The sequence below is a fragment of the Natrinema salsiterrestre genome, from assembly GCF_029502005.1.
Taxonomy (GTDB): domain Archaea; phylum Halobacteriota; class Halobacteria; order Halobacteriales; family Natrialbaceae; genus Natrinema; species Natrinema salsiterrestre.
This window is the reverse complement of record NZ_JAMQOT010000017.1, coordinates 11939-27158: the sequence shown is the minus strand read 5'-3', so window position 1 is coordinate 27158 and position 15220 is coordinate 11939. Positions and strand designations below refer to the sequence as shown.

14 protein-coding genes and 1 pseudogene are annotated in these 15220 nt (G+C 61.5%); 8 read left to right on the top strand and 7 right to left on the bottom strand.

Annotated elements, in window-relative coordinates; genetic code table 11:
• Nucleotides 1-84: 84 nt before the first annotated feature.
• The 8 genes and pseudogenes from NDI89_RS23455 (at nt 85) to NDI89_RS23420 (ending at nt 8091) form a co-directional block, all read left to right on the top strand.
• Nucleotides 85-1332 carry an ABC transporter substrate-binding protein gene (locus NDI89_RS23455; RefSeq protein ID WP_277525297.1) on the top strand — a complete coding sequence of 416 codons (1248 nt, stop codon included), beginning with the start codon at nt 85-87 and terminating at the stop codon, nt 1330-1332.
• A gap of 89 nt (nt 1333-1421) precedes the next feature.
• The gene (locus tag NDI89_RS23450) at nt 1422-2291 is read left to right on the top strand and encodes a branched-chain amino acid ABC transporter permease (RefSeq protein ID WP_277525295.1); all 870 of its coding nucleotides are present in this window, start codon (nt 1422-1424) and stop codon (nt 2289-2291) included.
• A 90-nt stretch (nt 2292-2381) separates the two neighbouring features.
• On the top strand, nt 2382-3377 hold the full coding sequence (locus NDI89_RS23445; RefSeq protein ID WP_277525293.1) for a branched-chain amino acid ABC transporter permease: 996 nt from the start codon (nt 2382-2384) through the stop codon (nt 3375-3377).
• Nucleotides 3374-3974: pseudogene (locus tag NDI89_RS23440) on the top strand (ABC transporter ATP-binding protein); the annotation flags it as partial. The gene NDI89_RS23445 and the pseudogene NDI89_RS23440, both read left to right, overlap by 4 nt.
• Before the next feature lie 213 nt (nt 3975-4187).
• Complete coding sequence (locus NDI89_RS23435) at nt 4188-4919, top strand: ABC transporter ATP-binding protein (RefSeq protein WP_277525289.1); 732 nt, start codon at nt 4188-4190, stop codon at nt 4917-4919.
• 142 nt (nt 4920-5061) lie between these two features.
• The gene (locus NDI89_RS23430) at nt 5062-5871 is read left to right on the top strand and encodes an enoyl-CoA hydratase/isomerase family protein (protein WP_277525287.1); all 810 of its coding nucleotides are present in this window, start codon (nt 5062-5064) and stop codon (nt 5869-5871) included.
• 617 nt (nt 5872-6488) lie between these two features.
• Nucleotides 6489-7265 carry an enoyl-CoA hydratase/isomerase family protein gene (locus NDI89_RS23425; RefSeq protein ID WP_277525285.1) on the top strand — a complete coding sequence of 259 codons (777 nt, stop codon included), beginning with the start codon at nt 6489-6491 and terminating at the stop codon, nt 7263-7265.
• A 418-nt stretch (nt 7266-7683) separates the two neighbouring features.
• The gene (locus tag NDI89_RS23420; protein WP_277525283.1) at nt 7684-8091 is read left to right on the top strand and encodes a universal stress protein; all 408 of its coding nucleotides are present in this window, start codon (nt 7684-7686) and stop codon (nt 8089-8091) included.
• Between the two features lie 5 nt (nt 8092-8096).
• Here the strand turns inward: NDI89_RS23420 and NDI89_RS23415 are convergent, their stop codons facing one another.
• The 7 genes from NDI89_RS23415 to NDI89_RS23380 form a co-directional block, all read right to left on the bottom strand.
• Nucleotides 8097-8702, bottom strand: a complete 606-nt coding sequence (locus NDI89_RS23415) for a GNAT family N-acetyltransferase (protein WP_277525281.1) — start codon at nt 8700-8702, stop codon at nt 8097-8099.
• 220 nt (nt 8703-8922) lie between these two features.
• Entirely contained in the window at nt 8923-9801 is an 879-nt protein-coding gene (locus NDI89_RS23410) for a 3-hydroxyacyl-CoA dehydrogenase family protein (protein WP_277525278.1), read from the bottom strand.
• A gap of 157 nt (nt 9802-9958) precedes the next feature.
• Nucleotides 9959-10339, bottom strand: a complete 381-nt coding sequence (locus NDI89_RS23405) for a DUF7344 domain-containing protein (RefSeq protein ID WP_277525276.1) — start codon at nt 10337-10339, stop codon at nt 9959-9961.
• A gap of 4 nt (nt 10340-10343) precedes the next feature.
• Entirely contained in the window at nt 10344-11150 is an 807-nt protein-coding gene (locus tag NDI89_RS23400; protein WP_277525274.1) for a 3-oxoacyl-ACP reductase family protein, read from the bottom strand.
• Complete coding sequence (locus NDI89_RS23395) at nt 11147-11746, bottom strand: HTH domain-containing protein (protein WP_307729513.1); 600 nt, start codon at nt 11744-11746, stop codon at nt 11147-11149. The genes NDI89_RS23400 and NDI89_RS23395 overlap by 4 nt, the downstream gene beginning before the upstream one ends.
• 864 nt (nt 11747-12610) lie before the next feature.
• Entirely contained in the window at nt 12611-14020 is a 1410-nt protein-coding gene (locus NDI89_RS23385; protein WP_277525270.1) for a zinc ribbon domain-containing protein, read from the bottom strand.
• Nucleotides 14017-15195 carry a thiolase domain-containing protein gene (locus NDI89_RS23380; protein ID WP_277525268.1) on the bottom strand — a complete coding sequence of 393 codons (1179 nt, stop codon included), beginning with the start codon at nt 15193-15195 and terminating at the stop codon, nt 14017-14019. Before NDI89_RS23380 ends, NDI89_RS23385 begins: the two co-directional genes overlap by 4 nt.
• Nucleotides 15196-15220 lie beyond the last annotated feature (25 nt).

Below are 15220 nucleotides of genomic sequence, written 5' to 3'. Positions count from 1 at the left end.
GGAGAACCCGATACGTCTCCCGTTCATATGACCGGAATTTATATATATGATACGATCACACGGAAGTGTATGGTTCTCAGAGCCATGGGTAAGCGTAGCAATCGGAGCGAAAGCGACCGCTCCGCGATAGAGACGGTATCGAGACGACAATATCTGGCAAGCGGTGCAGCGGTGGGTGCGGCGACTGCACTGGGCGGCTGTGTCGGTGGCAGCGGCGGTGGCAGCGGATTGACAGTCGGATTCGCACTTCCGTTTAGCGGCACGTACGCCATGCTCGGCGAGAGCATCGTCAACGGGTTCGATATGTACCTCGAGCAAAACGACGGCGAAATAAACGGCGAGGAAGTCGAGACCGTCGAGCGCGACACGGAGGCGGACACCAATCGCGGCGTCTCCGTAACGCGCGAGTTGCTGGTCGAAGAGCAGGCGGACGCGATCGTCGGGCCGGTCTCGAGCGCCGTCGCGATGGCGATGATGGATACCATCAAGAACGAATCGAGCGCGATCTGGCTGAACGCGAACGCCGGCGACTATCGCGTGACGGAGCAGGGCTGCCTGAACTATCACTTCAGAACGTCGTTCAACGACTGGCAGACGAGCGCGCCGCTGGCGGAGTGGGTTTACAACAACGTCGCAGACAACGTCTGTCTGGCGTACGCGGATTACGCGTTCGGGCAGAATTCGAAGAATTTCTTCTCGGAGGCGTTCGAGGAGGCGGGCGGCGAGGTCGTCGGGGAAGTCGGCGCACCGTTGGGAACCGACGATTACTCGTCGTATCTCACGGAGATCGAAAACAGCGGTGCGGATGCGGTGTTTTCGTTCTTCGCGGGGAGCGATGCCGTCAATTACGTCACGGCTTTCACCGACTACGGCCTCAACGAAGAAATGACCCAGACCGGAAGCGGATTCCTGCTGTCGGAGGATACGCTTCCCGCACAGGGTGAAGCGGCGATGGGGATGTATTCACTCCTTCATTACACCCCGACTCGGGAAGCCGAACGAAACCAGCAGTTCGTCTCGGCCTACACCGACGCGTACGATAGCTCGGCCAACGTCTACGCCTGCCAGGGGTACGACTCCGCACAGGCGTTCGCTGCCGCCGTCGAGGAAGCCGGCGGCTCGGACCCGGACGAGATGGCGAACGCGCTCAGCGGGATGGAACTCGAGAGTCCGCGCGGGAAATTCCGGTTCGATCCCGAGACCCACGAACCGATTCAGGATCTCCACGTCCGAGAGGTCGTCGAAAGCGATGGGGAAGTCCCCGTCGAAAACAAGGTCGTCAACACGATCGAACAGGTCGAGAGCCCGTCGTGGGGATGTAGCCTCAACTAATATGATCCCTCGAAACTACCAGAGGGTTCGCGATCCAGTCCGGCTGGAACGTGGAACCGAGAACTCACCGAAAGCGAAACGAAAATACCATGGTTGAGACGATCGTCCGGACGGCGTTGCTGGGGATCCAGTACGGTATGACGCTCGCCCTGATCGCGACCGGATTGACGCTCATCTTCGGGATGCTGGACGTGATCAACTTCGCACACGGCGCGTTATACATGCTCGGAGCGTATTTCGGATGGGTGGTCGCGAGCACATTGGGAAGCTTTTGGCTCGCCCTCCTGCTCGCCCCGTTGTTCGTCGGTGTCGTCGGCGTCGCGATCGAAGTCCTGTCGCTGCGGCCGCTCTACGACCGAAATCCGCTCTATCACATCCTGCTCACCTTCGGGTTCGCGATTATGATCCAGGGTGCCGTGGTAGAGCTCTGGGGCGGCCAGACCAAACAGATCGCGGAACCGGCATCGTTGGCGGGAACACTGACTATCGGTTCGTTCGATTACCCGATGTACCGGTTGTTCGTCCTCGTCGTCAGTACGCTTCTAATCGGCGTCATCTGGCTCGCAGTCGAGCGGAGCGATCTCGGTATCCTCATGCGGGCCAGTGCCCACGACTCGGAGATGGTCGATGCGCTCGGGATCGACGTTTCGAAGGTGTTCACCGGGGTCTTCGTGTTCGGCGCCGTCCTCGCCGGGTTCGCGGGTGTACTCCTCGGTGTCTCCCGCTCGGTCAATCCGGGAATGGGGTTCGGTATCATCATCGAGGCGTTCGTGATCGTCGTCATCGGCGGTCTGGGAAGTTTCCGCGGCGCGATCTACACGGCACTGTTGATCGGGCTGGTCAGTTCGTTCGGCGCACTGGTCGCGTCGACGCTGACGGAGATATTCCTCTTCGTGCTGATGGCAGGCGTACTGATGGTCAGACCGAACGGACTCTTCGGTGCAACGGAGGCGACCTAAATGAAAGCAAAAACAATACTCGACGTTATCGGTCAGCGCACGACTTCACAGACAGGAAATCAGATTCTCTCCAAACGAGGACGCCTCGCGGTGGCACTTGGAATCGGGACCCTCGCCGTGGCCGGGCCGATCGCCTACTCGATCCAACCCTTCTGGGTGTACCTACTGGTTCAGATGCTGGTGTTCGCCCTCCTGGCACTAAGCCTCGACTTCATCTTCGGATACGCGGGGCTGCTCTCGTTCGGCCACGCGGCGATGTTCGGGGCCGGCGGCTACGCCGCGGCGTTATTGATTAGGGAGGTGACGGCGAGCGCGCTCGTCGTGTTGCCGACGGCGATGCTAGTCGGCGTACTCACCGCGGCGCTCATCGGATGGCTCAGTGTGAGAGCGCGCGGGATATACTTCGCAATGTTGACGCTGGCGTTCGCACAGATGATATACGTAGCGACGTTCACGGACCTTCCGGCGATGATCCTCGATACGGCGATGATCACTGGCGGCGATAACGGTCTCATCGGAATTCAGTTGTACGAACTCTTCGGAATCGATTTCCGCAACCGGCTGAATTATTACTACCTGACCCTCGGCATCGTGGCCCTCTCGCTCGCCGGCCTCGTTCGGCTCGCCAACTCGCCGTTCGGGCGCGTTCTCCAGGGTATCCGTGAGAACGAGGAGCGCATCGAGTTCCTCGGATACAACGTCCGACGGTACAAGATCATCGCCTTCTCGATCAGCGGTGGATTCGCCGGCCTCGCCGGCGGGCTGTACGTCCCGTTTCAGAGCGTCGCCGAACCCGGACTGCTCCACTGGACGGTCAGCGGTGAACTCGTCGTCATGGTGCTTCTCGGGGGTATGGGAACGCTCTGGGGACCCATGCTCGGAGCCGGGCTCATCGTCTTCCTCGAGGATCGACTCGGCGGCGTCGAGAGCTGGGAGATCATTCTCGGAAGCATATTCGTCGCGGTGGTCATCTTCGCACCGCGCGGACTCGCCGGAATGATCATCGCCGTGCGTAACGATCCCCGTGCCGCGCTCGACAACGCGAAACGAGCCCTCAGGAATTACCTTCAAGAGGTGAGAGGATGACGATACGAGGCAACGCGGACGAGCTCGCCGATCGAAACGCGACCGGGGAGCGATCGACAGACGACGTGGCGCTTCGGACCGACGCACTCACGAAGCAGTTCGGGCCGCTGACTGCGATCGACGACGTCTCGCTCGAGATCCACGCCGATGGGATCACCTCGATCATCGGCCCGAACGGTGCCGGAAAGACGACGTTGTTCAACCTCCTCACCGGAAAGTACGACCCGACTGACGGACAGATCCGTTTCCGGGGTGAACGAATCGACGGAAAACCGCCGCACGAAATCGTGCGAGACGGAATCGTTCGGTCGTTCCAGATAACGAATTTCTTCGATGAACTGACGACGATCGAAAACGTCCGGCTTGCGTCTCAGGCCCGGTACACCGGATTCAAACCGACGGACTTCCTCAGGCACCACGATTCGCTCGAGGAACCGATCGCCGACGCCGAGCGCGTCCTCGAGCGGGTCCAGCTGGCCGACGTCGCGCAGACGCCCGCCGCTAACCTCTCGTACGGCCAACGGCGCCACCTCGAGATCGCGATTGCACTCGCTTCGGATCCGGACTTGCTGTTGATGGACGAGCCAACGGCGGGTATGAGTCCCGAAGAGACGAGAGAAACGGTCGGACTGATCGAAGATATCGCAGCAGACGTTACGCTCGTTCTCATCGAACACGACATGGACATCGTCATGGACATCTCCGATCGGATCGCGGTCCTGAACGAAGGGACGCTCCTCTCAGTCGGAGGTCCCGCGGAGATTCGGACGGATGAACGCGTCCAACAGGCGTACCTGCGAGGTGGTGGCTATGACTGACCGACGCGCAACCGATCCGCTGCTCACAGTCGATTCGATCGACACCCATTACGGGGAGAGTCACGTCCTGTTCGATCTCTCGCTCACCGTCGGTCGCGGTGATATCGTGGCGCTCGTCGGGCGAAACGGTGCCGGGAAAACGACGACCCTCCGGAGCATCATGGGACTGACACCGGTCACGAACGGAACGATCCGGAAAGACGGCGACGAGCTCCATCGGTTAGAGCCACACGAGATCCGGAAGCGGGGCATCTCGTGGATCCCGGAAGAGCGGCGCGTGTTCGGGAGCCTGACCGTCGAAGAGAACCTGCGGTTAGCGGCCCACAGCGGCGAGGACGACCAGACGGAGCGATTCGACGAGATATACGCGCAGTTCCCGCGCCTCGACGAGCGACGAGATCAGAAGGCGGGGACGATGAGCGGCGGTGAACAGCAGATGCTGGCGATCGCCCGCGCGCTATTGGGGCCCGAAACGGATCTGCTCTTGCTCGACGAACCGAGCGAAGGGCTCGCCCCGCAGATCGTCGACGACGTCGCCGACATCATTCGGGAGTTGAACGAACGCGACGTCACTGTTCTCCTCGTCGAGCAGAACGCCGAGATGGCACTCGAGCTAGCGGATCGCGCGTACGTTCTCGAGACCGGGGAGATCGTCCACGAATCGACCGCGGACCAGTTGCTCGCTGACCGCGAAATGATGGAAGGATACCTCGGTGTAAAATGAACAGATCATTCGTCTCACCGACTGCGATAGCAGAAGAGAGGGACACAATGACCGTTTCGAGACGGCTTCGGCAGTCAAGCACGCTGCCGTCCACGGTTATCTCGGGGAGAATATTTGGCCGAACCGGAGGAGGTGAGTCGGAGTGAACGTCGACACCGAACGGCTCCACGATTCGGTACGCCTCGAGCATCTGGAAGACGAGTCCGTTACCCGACTCGTCATGGAGCAGGGAGAGGCGTCGATGAACGTGTTCCGACCGTCGATGGTCGAGGCCATGGCGACGGCAGTCGAATCGCTCATCGGCGAGGTCGACTGTCTCGTCCTATACGGTGATCCGGTGTTCTCCGCTGGCGCAGACCTCGAGTCGGTCAGGCAGATGCCACAGGAGATGCGCTCCGCGAAAATCGATACCATCGCGGCCGCGTCGAATCGATTCATCCGGTCCCTCAGGGAGTTCCCCGCACCAGTCATTTCGGCCGTCAATGGCGTCGCTGCGGGGGGTGGACTCGGGTTCGCGCTTGCATCGGATCTGATCAGTATGCACGCAGAGGCGGTATTCGACACGGCTTACGCACGGATCGGACTTACACCGGACAACGCGACGCCGTTCTTCCTCGTGAAAACGGTCGGCCCGTACCGAGCCAGAGAGCTTCTGTTCGACCCCGAACCGATCTCTGCGGCAGACGCGATCGAGCTCGGAATCGCGAATGACCGATACGATGTGCCCGAATCGGAATTTGTCGAGACGGTGACCGAAGACGCGATACGGTACGCGAACGGGCCGACCGAAACGTACGCACAGACGAAGAAGCTCGTCGATACGGTCTTCGACGAACGACTCGACCGACATCTCGAGGAGGAGCGATCGGCGATCAAGCGAATGAGCGACTCCGATACCTTCGACGAGGGCCTCTCGGCCTTTTTCGAGAAACGCGAACCGGAGTGGGAGTAGCGATTGTGCCATCCGGGCCTGTTGGAGTCAGTATGAAAGATTGCGACCAGGCAGGAGGTAGCGTCGCTACGAAACCGGATGAGGCTGTCATCCGGCTATGTATGCCAGCAGGGTGACCTCGTGACAGTCAAAGGCAGAGACCGTATTTGGTACCCCTGCACGCGTATCGTCGTTTCTCGCTGTTATAAACATTTCTAAACGGAATGTCTATTTCCCGTGGACAGCGGATCTATCGCGAATCCGATCCCGGATCACGTCCATTATCGGCAGACATTCCGGCCTCTTCGTGTAGCGGTATAATGACACGGAACCACATCGCCCTGACCGAAAATGGAGAAGGCCGATACCCAGTGTTCCCTCGTCGCTGCGTTCTGGGCGGATCGGCTCCAGCTATCTTGTCACTGGCAGGACATCTGGTGATCTGGGTCTACTCTCGAGGGTGGGAGATTCTGATTTCCTGCCAATTGCAACGTCGGTCTTCGACTAAATAAGTGTTATTAAATCCATTAATTCGTTCCGCTTCTATCGATCGCAGCGGCTCGCTACGGTTCAGCCACGACCGTGCGAGACGATGGAAAGCCCATAGTATCAAGACCCTCCACGGTAGTCGTACGCATATGACGTTCGAAACGCTCGAAATTTCCGTCGACGACGGTATCGCAACCGTTCGCCTCGCGAACGAGCCGGTAAACGCGATCGATCAGCAGATGCGCCACGAGCTCGCCGACGCAGTCGAAATCCTTCGCGAAGACCGAGTCCGCGTCGGACTCTTCACCGGTTCGTCCGACGTGTTTTCGGTCGGTGCAGACGTCGGTCTCTTCGAGGAAGCCCAGGAGTGGACGACCGACGAATTCCGATCGAACTCGCGAATACTGGGCGGAGCGTTCGACGCGCTCGAGACGATGGAGAAGCCGGTCCTCGCCGCCATCGACGGGACCTGTGTCGGCGGTGGTCTGGAACTCGCGTTAGCCTGTGACGTTCGGATCGCGAGCCCCGACGCGACGCTCGGCTTCCCCGAACACAATATCGGATTGATTCCCGGGCTGGGGGGCTGTTCTCGCTTCGTCCACCTCGTCGGCCCCGGAACGGCGAAGGATCTCATATTCAGCGGCGAGCTCATCGACGGCGATCGCGCTCGCGAAATCGGTCTCGTCGAGCGTGTCGAACCGGATCCAGAAACCGCCGCTCGTGAGTATGCGGAGTCGCTGCTCGGTCAGCCGCCACAAGCGCTCGGACTGGCGAAACGCGTCGTCAACGCGGCCCGCGATACTGACACGCAGACCGCCGGCGTCCTCGAGTCGCTCGCCCAGAGCACGCTCCTCGAAACCGACGATCACCGGGAGGGGATCCGTGCATTCCGCGAGGATCGCGATCCGGAGTTCACCGGAGAATAGCGCCAAGGGACCGGATCTCGTACGACTCTTCGACGGGCGTTAATCGGTCCGATTGGTCTTCTCGCAGCAGTACTCACAGTTACCCCAGTTCGTCGAACTACTCTCGAGGGGAACCCTCAGGGAACGTGCCGCTGACGTATGAGAGAGACACACGTTTGGTTTCGCTGTATCCGATGGGTACTATCTATCAAGTCGTCGAAGTCTTTCACCGCCAGTGTCGCCAACGGAGGGTGGTCCGAATTGCCAGTCGGCGTTGATGGCCTGCCAGGATCCGTACGAGCGGTGACAGCCAGAGGGTATCATAGCGTTCGCTTTGTCCCGGCGTGACCGGTCTCTCGTTCACACAGCTGATTCGGGATATGGATTCACGGAGAGATAATCACGAATATTTATTTCGGTTGATCACAAACTACGATTTGTGACCGAGATACTGCTTGCCATCGACGACGACGAGACACGCGTCGAACGGCAGATTCGAACGATTCTGGACCTGCCGATCAGGACCGAAACCGTCTCCGTGACGGTGTTGCACGTTTTTTCGGACAACCCAACCGGCGCATCGGTTTCGCAACTTCAGACGGCGCGCTCCGTCGAAGAGCGACTCGAGGCCGCGGGGATAGATATCAACCTGGACGAACGAAGCGGCGACCCGGCACCGGAGATCCTCGCGTATGCGGACGAAATCGACGCAGACGTGCTCTGCCTCGCCGGCCGAAAGCGGTCACCGACGGGGAAAGCGCTGTTCGGCAGCGTTACCCAGGACGTGCTTTTGAGCACCGATCGGTCAGTTCTCATCGCCGGCGGCGCCAAAACGGACGGTGCGTAATATCGTCAGTGACGGTCCGCGGGCGGTCGCTGGAGGCGCTTGACGAACGACGTTTCGAGGTCGAGTTCCATCTCGAGTTCGGATAACTTCCGCTCTGTCACGTCGAAGCCGATGTTTTCGTACACAGTGATGGCGCGCTTGTTGCCTTTCGATACCTCCAGCGTAAGTCCGCTATGGTCCTTATCGCCGGCGTAGGCGACGAGTTGCTTGATCAGCTCGGTCCCGAGAGCGTTGTTCTGGTAGTCCTGATGAACGAATATCAGAAATTCGGGGGCGCTCGAGTCGGCAGGAACGACCGCCACGTGTCCGATTACACGAGATCCGTCCAGCGCGACTAGACTCCACCCGTTCGAAAGTAATCGACCGAGCCAATCGTCGATTTTCGGTACCGTCGCCGGTGGGAGTCCCATCGCTCGGCTGTACAGGTCGAGGTCGGCGTACATCGAGACGAGCGCATCACGATCGTCGGACTCGTATGGCCGGACCAGCAGCGGCGTGCCGTCTTTCCCCTCAAAGCGCGGACAGCGCGGCGGACAATAAGGCGTGCCCTGACACTCCGAGTTGTCCCAAATGTTACAGGAAGTCCCCGTCATATCGGTTTTCGTGCCCATAGCGATGGATTCTCTCGACAGACTCATAACCTTCGGCGCGAACATGTTCCGCGCTCTCGCGATCGAAATTCGGCTCGAGAAAGCAGTGGGATGCAAGAAATGATCGACAACAAACAGTCTGTTATCCGGAAGCCGTCGGTCTCGAGCGGTCGGTCAGCTACGTTTTCCGCAGCTACCGCTTACTTCTCCCATTTGACGCCGTTCGCACCATCCCTCGCGGTTAGTCCCACTCGCCGCTCATGCCGACGCGCTCGCCGTCCTCCCAGACGTAGTAGCCCTCGCCGGTCTTCTTGCCGAGGTTGCCGGCGCGGACCTTCCGGCGCAGGGACTGGGGCGGCTTGAACCGCTCGCCCAGCTCCTCGCGGAGGTGCTCGGCGATGTGCAGGCGCACGTCCAGCCCGACGTGATCGGTCAGCTCGAGCGGCCCCATCGGATGCCCGTAGCCGATCTCCATCCCCTCGTCGATGTCGGCCGGGCTGGCGACGCCCTGCTCGACCATTCGGATCGCCTCGAGCCCCAGCGCGAGGCCGAGCCGCGAGGTGGCGAAGCCGGCCGTGTCGCGGACGACGACGTCCTCTTTCTCGAGACCCTGCACGTAGTCGACCGCAAACTGCTCCGTGCGGTCGTCGGTCTGCTCGGCGATGACGATCTCGACGAGGTCCATGATGTGGGGCGGATTGAAGAAGTGCAGTCCGACGGCCCGCTCGGGGTGTTCCAGAGCGCTCGCCATCTCGGTCACCGACAGCGAGGAGGTGTTCGACGCGATGACCGTGTCCTCGCTCGCCGCGTCCTCGATGTCCGCGAACACTTCCTGTTTGAGGTCCATGTCCTCGGGCACCGCCTCGACGACGAGATCTGCCTCTTCGACCGCCGTCTCGAGATCCGTCAGTCCCTCGATGCGCTCGAGGGTCTCCTCCATCTCCGACTCGCTGATTTTGCCCCGATCGACGCCGCCCTGGAGATTCTCGCGGATCCCCTCGAGGCCGTCCTCGACGAACTCCGCCTCGATGTCCCGCAGGACGACGTCGTGACCCGCCGTCGCGGAGACCTGTGCGATTCCGTGACCCATACTCCCGGCTCCGAGAACCGTAACTCGCATAGACTGGATGACTCGAGTGCCAGTCAAAAAGATTCCCATCGACGACTGAACGACCACGAAGCGACTGATCCGATCAATCGAACTACCGCTCGATGGTGTCCCGACCCATAGCACGGTCGCATCGTACCGATGTCCTCCAGAACCGTGCGGCCTCGACTCACACGCGCTCCATCGACCGAAGACACTCGAGCATCGCTTCGAGGCGTTCATCTCCCCGGTAGCGGAGCTCTCGAGAGCAGGGATCGTACTCGAGGATACCCGTCTCGGTTAACTTCGGCAGATGCGTATGCTCGAGGGCGACTTCGATTTGATCGCGGTCCGGACGGTCGTCGGTCTGCCAGCCGTCCTGGTTGTGGAGATGGGTCGTCACATCGTCGAGCGTCGCCGTCGCAGTAGTGGAGTCTGCGACGTACTGTAGCAACTCCCGCCGAAACGGATGCGCAAGTAGATCGAGCACTGCGTCAACCGAGAGAGATCCGTCTGGACCGTACGTAGAACGCCGTTCGTATCGGTCACTGTCGTCGGAATCGGTAGTCATTCGTTCACAGATCGAACCCTCCATTGATATCGATCACCTCACCGGTGATATAGCCGGCCGCATCGCTGGCGAGGTACCGAACGAGTCCGGCGACCTCGTCCACGTTGGCGAATCGATCGAGCGGAATCTCCCCGCGTAACTCGTTCTGAACGTCGTCCGGAATCGCCTCGACCATCTCCGTCGCCGTGAATCCCGGAGCGACGCAGTTGACCGTCACCCCCGAACTCGCGGACGCCAACTCGAGGGCGAGCGAGCGAGTGAAGCCGAAGAGTCCGCTCTTCGCCGCGGCGTAATTCGCTTGCCCGACGTTGCCTTGCTTGCCGATCACGCTCGAGATATTGATGATTCGGCCGTATTCGGCACCCGTGAAATCGTCGTAGAACGCTCGCGTACAGTTGAACGTTCCGTGCAACGAGACGTCGATCGCTCGGTGCCAGTCGTCGGCCGTCATATCATCGAACGTGCGGTCGCACGTGATTCCCGCGTTATTGACGAGAACGTCGATCGGTCCGAGCGTGTCGCGGACTCCGTCGCGCATGGCGTCGACCTCGGCGCGATCGGTGACGTCAGCGTGAATCACGTGCCCCGTCCCCGCCGTGTCTGCGTCGGTGATCGCGTCGGCGACCTCGTATGCGGCGCTCTCCGACGATCGGTAGTTGACGACGACCGTCGCACCGTACTGGCCCAGTTCGCGGGCGATACCCCGGCCGATACCGCGCGAGCCGCCGGTGACGAGACAGGTCCGGCCATCGAGCGGTTGGCAGGACGGTCGGTCCAGTTCGATCGATCGGTCGGTGGATTCCGCACTCATTTGACTTCCTCCCGGCCCGTCGGCCGCCCGTGACGAGTCGTCCGTTCGCGTCCGTCATCGGCGCTCGTCTCGACCGCCGAGAGCCATTCGTGGACCGTGTGTGTTCGCTCGTTGCCCGTCTGGGACCGTTCGGTATACGGAACGACTCCGCGGAGCGATCTCGGTTCTGCCGCTGAACTATCCTCGGCCTCGTAGAACGCCAGTGCGACGAGCGGAACCCGCACGCGTTCGATCGAGTCGTTGGCCCCGACTTCGAACGACGACACCGCTACCTCTCGTCGGTGAAAGGCCGGCTCGAGCGAGTGATCATGTTGATCGGCCCAGCGCTCGAATTCGGTAACGAGTTCGTCGCGCGTCGGTCGGTGTTTGTCAACCGGATCGTCGAACGACCGAGACGCCGGCGGCCAGTTGAGAACCTGTACGTCGGCCACGACTCCGTTCTCGCAGAGTTGTCGTAGCCGATCGGCGATATCGGTAATCGTTTCCGTGACAGCTGCCGGAGCGGTCGATCGGACGTAGCAGTCGACACGAATATTCGCCAGCCGATCAACGTCGACTGACAAATCGGTCGCTGGTTTCGGTTTACTGACAGACATACCCGTCTTCCGTTCGCTGAACGTATTCGTTCGCGATCAGTGATCGCAGTATCGGGAGCAGTGTGAGTTTGGACAATCCCAACTGGCGCTGGAGCTGGGAGAGTGTCGGCTCTTCCGTAACGAAAAGGGCCAGGTAGACGAGCTTGGCCTGTGACGATCCGACATCATCCGGTATCGTTAGCTGGTGTGCACTTGTAGACATCATCGCATTGTTGGCGACAACGAGATGATGTATAAAGATAACTCAGCCATGTATGCACATACCATGATCTCGGTCGGTGCATGACAATAAATCGTAGTACCGCCAGTACTAGTGTTAATTCTGTAGTCTGACGCACTCCAAGATAATTGCCGATACAGAGTCCGTCCAGCGAGGTTCAGGACGATTTCCGCGCTTCGCGATATCGATAGTCGACGATCCGGGATGGTCGTCCGGCAAGTGTCTCCGCAGAACCATCGGCTCATCATGACCCGTGAAACCGCAATTATTACTCACGTCCCGTATCTTTATTTGGAAAATCAGCGTTCTATACGAACACCGGAATGAGATATCATCGTGTACCCTGTACCGTCGTCGACGGATCAGATCGTCTCGATTCCAATACCGTACTCGAACGAGGTGATCCGAATGCATAGGACACAGACCGATCCGGTATACGTCGTTCCACGCAGGAAGTGCTACCATACGAATCGAAACTGCCGAGGTCTACAACAGGCGTATACCGTTCTCGAACGGTCCCGGTCGGAGCTTTCGGACGGAATGGACCACTGTCGACTGTGCTCGGGCGCCGTCCCCGTCCCGGACACCGAACCGTTCGAGACACGGCGACTTCTCGAAGAGCTTGAACCGGACGAGATCTAACCTCACTCACTCGGCCTGAACTTGACACCGTACCGTGGAACGCCCTCCTGTTCGTATATTCGGCGAACCGTCGCCTCGACGGTGTCGCCAACAGACACCGACTCTGGGTCGACGTCCGTGAGTTGGGCAGGGATCGTGACTGTTCCGCACCCGGTCTCGAGCGCGACGATCGCCACGGCGTAGCCCCCATCTCGCTGCTGGAGGCTTGCAAATTCGGGCGGAGCGCCGCCCTGACCGATGACGGTCACCGCTCGGATCATCCCGGTTCGCGGCGCTTCGAACTCGTCGTACTCGACTCGAGCGTGACACTCTTGACAGGCTCCTTCGGGCGGGAACGTAACGCCGCCGCAATTCGGACACGCGCCGGCGACGAGACGGTACCGGTACTCGAGTGACCGCTGCCAGTTCGGCACGCTCACGTTCGCGCCACCGCCGGCGACCTCGCCGTCGACGATGTAGCCGCGCTCACGGAGGTACGCCGCGTAGTCGATTGGCGCGGCCGACTCGAGGTCGTCGATGCCGCGGGCGGTGAGCGATCCCTCGCAGGCGATCGCGGCCGCGCTCCCGCCGCCGAAGAAGCCGGCGACAGTTAGGTCGTTGCTGCCGGCCCCGTCAAGCGCCGAGAGCAGTCCGACAGGGACGGTCGCCGCGCCGGCGTCACCGATCCGGTCGGCGACGGTGCCCGCCGCCACGGCGTCAGACGAGAACGGAAGCTCGCTCGTGATCCGATAGGGGAACCCGCCGTCGCGCTGGTGGACCGCGACACCGGCGGCGTCGACCGTGTCGACTGCAAGAGACGACACCGCCGACGTCACCGCTTCGCGTACGGCGTCCCGTTCGTACGTCGTGATCCCCAGCGAGTCGACGTTTCGGTCGCCGCGCTCGCGGAACCGGATCCCCGGCGTCTCGTCGCTGTACCACGCGACGTCGGCGATCGGGACGGGTGCGTCGTCGTCGATGACGACCGCTGCACCGGCGGCGCCGAACGGATGGTCCGCATCGGCCGGCTCCCCTTCAGGACAGTCGGCGGTGACGACGATCGCGGGCCCGTTGGCGTCGAGTGCGCGTGCGAGTACTTCCGCACCGGCCGCGGTGTGCTGAGTCGCCGTCGTCGTCGCCACGTCCGCCGGCAGATCGAGCGCTCGGACGAGCCGCGGGACGAAATCCCCCTCCTCGAGCGGCGGCGTAGTCGTCGCGACCGCCACGGTCCCGATCGTCGATCGATCGAGGGCGGCGTCTGCGAGCGCGCGACGAACCGCCTCGACGGCGATCGTCAGTGAATCCTCGTCGGCGGCCGGAACGGCCTTCCGGTCGACGCCCGCCGCGTGACTCGTCCCCCACGCCGTTTCGATCTCGTCGGCCTCGAGGCGGAATCGCGGGACGTAGACGCCGGCAGCGACGATCCCTCTCATGCGACACCACCCCCGTCCTCCCGCTCGAAGATGTGGACGGTGACGCCGCCCCCGCTCCCACCGACGTTGTGCGTGAGTCCGTACTGGGGATCGTCGACCTGGACGTGGGCCTCGCCGCGCAACTGGTCGAAGGCTTCGACGATCTGTCCGGTGCCGGTCGCGCCGATGGGATGCCCCTTGGACTTCAGTCCGCCGCTGGTGTTCGTCGGGAGGTCGCCGTCGGGATCAGTCACGCCCTCGCGGAGCAGTCGGCCGGCCTCCCCGCGATCACAGAAGCCGAGATCCTCGTAGGCCAGGAGTTCGGCGATCGCGAAACAGTCGTGAACCTCAGCGAAGTCGAGATCCGACGGGTCGATACCGGCGCCCTCGTATGCGTCTTCACCCGCCCGGACAGTTGCCGGAACGGACGTCAACGATTCCCGCTGGAACAGTCCGACGCGGCCGCTCGAGGCCCCGCTGCCCGCGACCCGGATTAACTCGTCGGCGTGTTCGCGAGCGACGTCTTCGCTCGCGACGAGAACCGCGCTCGCGCCGTCGGTCGTCGGACAACAGTGGTAGAGGTTAAGCGGATCAGCGACTGATGGCGCGGAGACTGCGTCCTCGAGCGAACACTCGAAGCCGAGGTGTGCCTTCGGATTTCGCGCGCCGTTGCCGTGGTTCTTCACTGCGACGCGACTGAGATCCTCGACCGTGGCATCGTATTCGTCCATGTAGGCGCTCGCCATCTGGGCGTAGACGCCCGCGAACGTCGTCCCGCTCGTTCGCTCCCACTCGGTCTCGCCGCTGACGCCGAGCCACCAGCGCGTGTGATCCGAACTTGCGTCTGTCATCACCTCGTAGCCGCCGGCCAGCGCGACGTCGACGAGTCCCGACCGAACAGCGGTCACCGCCTGCCGAAATGCGTAGCCGCTCGCGGCGCACGCGTTTTCGACCCGCGTCGTCGGGACGCCGTGGAGGCCGAGGTGTTCTGTCACCGCAGGCCCCGAGAGACCGATCTGTCGGCCGCCGACGCCGAGCGTCCCGAGGAAGGCCTCGTCTATCTGTTCGGGATCAATCGATACGCCCACACTGTCCATCGCCGCGTCGAAGGCGTCGTCGAACAGCGTTAGATACGTTTCTTCGGGAAACGAGCCAAATGATGACTGTCCGGCTCCGAGTACGTACGCGTCTCGCATACGTCGGCCATTCCGCTCCCGGATA

Excerpts from the sequence above, each read along its gene's own strand:
- NDI89_RS23455 (WP_277525297.1), top strand. The coding sequence starts at position 85 with ATGGGTAAGCGTAGCAATCGGAGCGAAAGCGACCGCTCCGCGATAGAG.
- NDI89_RS23450 (WP_277525295.1), top strand. The coding sequence starts at position 1,422 with ATGGTTGAGACGATCGTCCGGACGGCGTTGCTGGGGATCCAGTACGGT.
- NDI89_RS23435 (WP_277525289.1), top strand. The coding sequence starts at position 4,188 with ATGACTGACCGACGCGCAACCGATCCGCTGCTCACAGTCGATTCGATC.
- NDI89_RS23425 (WP_277525285.1), top strand. The coding sequence starts at position 6,489 with ATGACGTTCGAAACGCTCGAAATTTCCGTCGACGACGGTATCGCAACC.
- NDI89_RS23415 (WP_277525281.1), bottom strand. The coding sequence starts at position 8,702 with ATGGGCACGAAAACCGATATGACGGGGACTTCCTGTAACATTTGGGAC.
- NDI89_RS23410 (WP_277525278.1), bottom strand. The coding sequence starts at position 9,801 with ATGCGAGTTACGGTTCTCGGAGCCGGGAGTATGGGTCACGGAATCGCA.
- NDI89_RS23405 (WP_277525276.1), bottom strand. The coding sequence starts at position 10,339 with ATGACTACCGATTCCGACGACAGTGACCGATACGAACGGCGTTCTACG.
- NDI89_RS23400 (WP_277525274.1), bottom strand. The coding sequence starts at position 11,150 with ATGAGTGCGGAATCCACCGACCGATCGATCGAACTGGACCGACCGTCC.
- NDI89_RS23395 (WP_307729513.1), bottom strand. The coding sequence starts at position 11,746 with ATGTCTGTCAGTAAACCGAAACCAGCGACCGATTTGTCAGTCGACGTT.
- NDI89_RS23385 (WP_277525270.1), bottom strand. The coding sequence starts at position 14,020 with ATGAGAGGGATCGTCGCTGCCGGCGTCTACGTCCCGCGATTCCGCCTC.
- NDI89_RS23380 (WP_277525268.1), bottom strand. The coding sequence starts at position 15,195 with ATGCGAGACGCGTACGTACTCGGAGCCGGACAGTCATCATTTGGCTCG.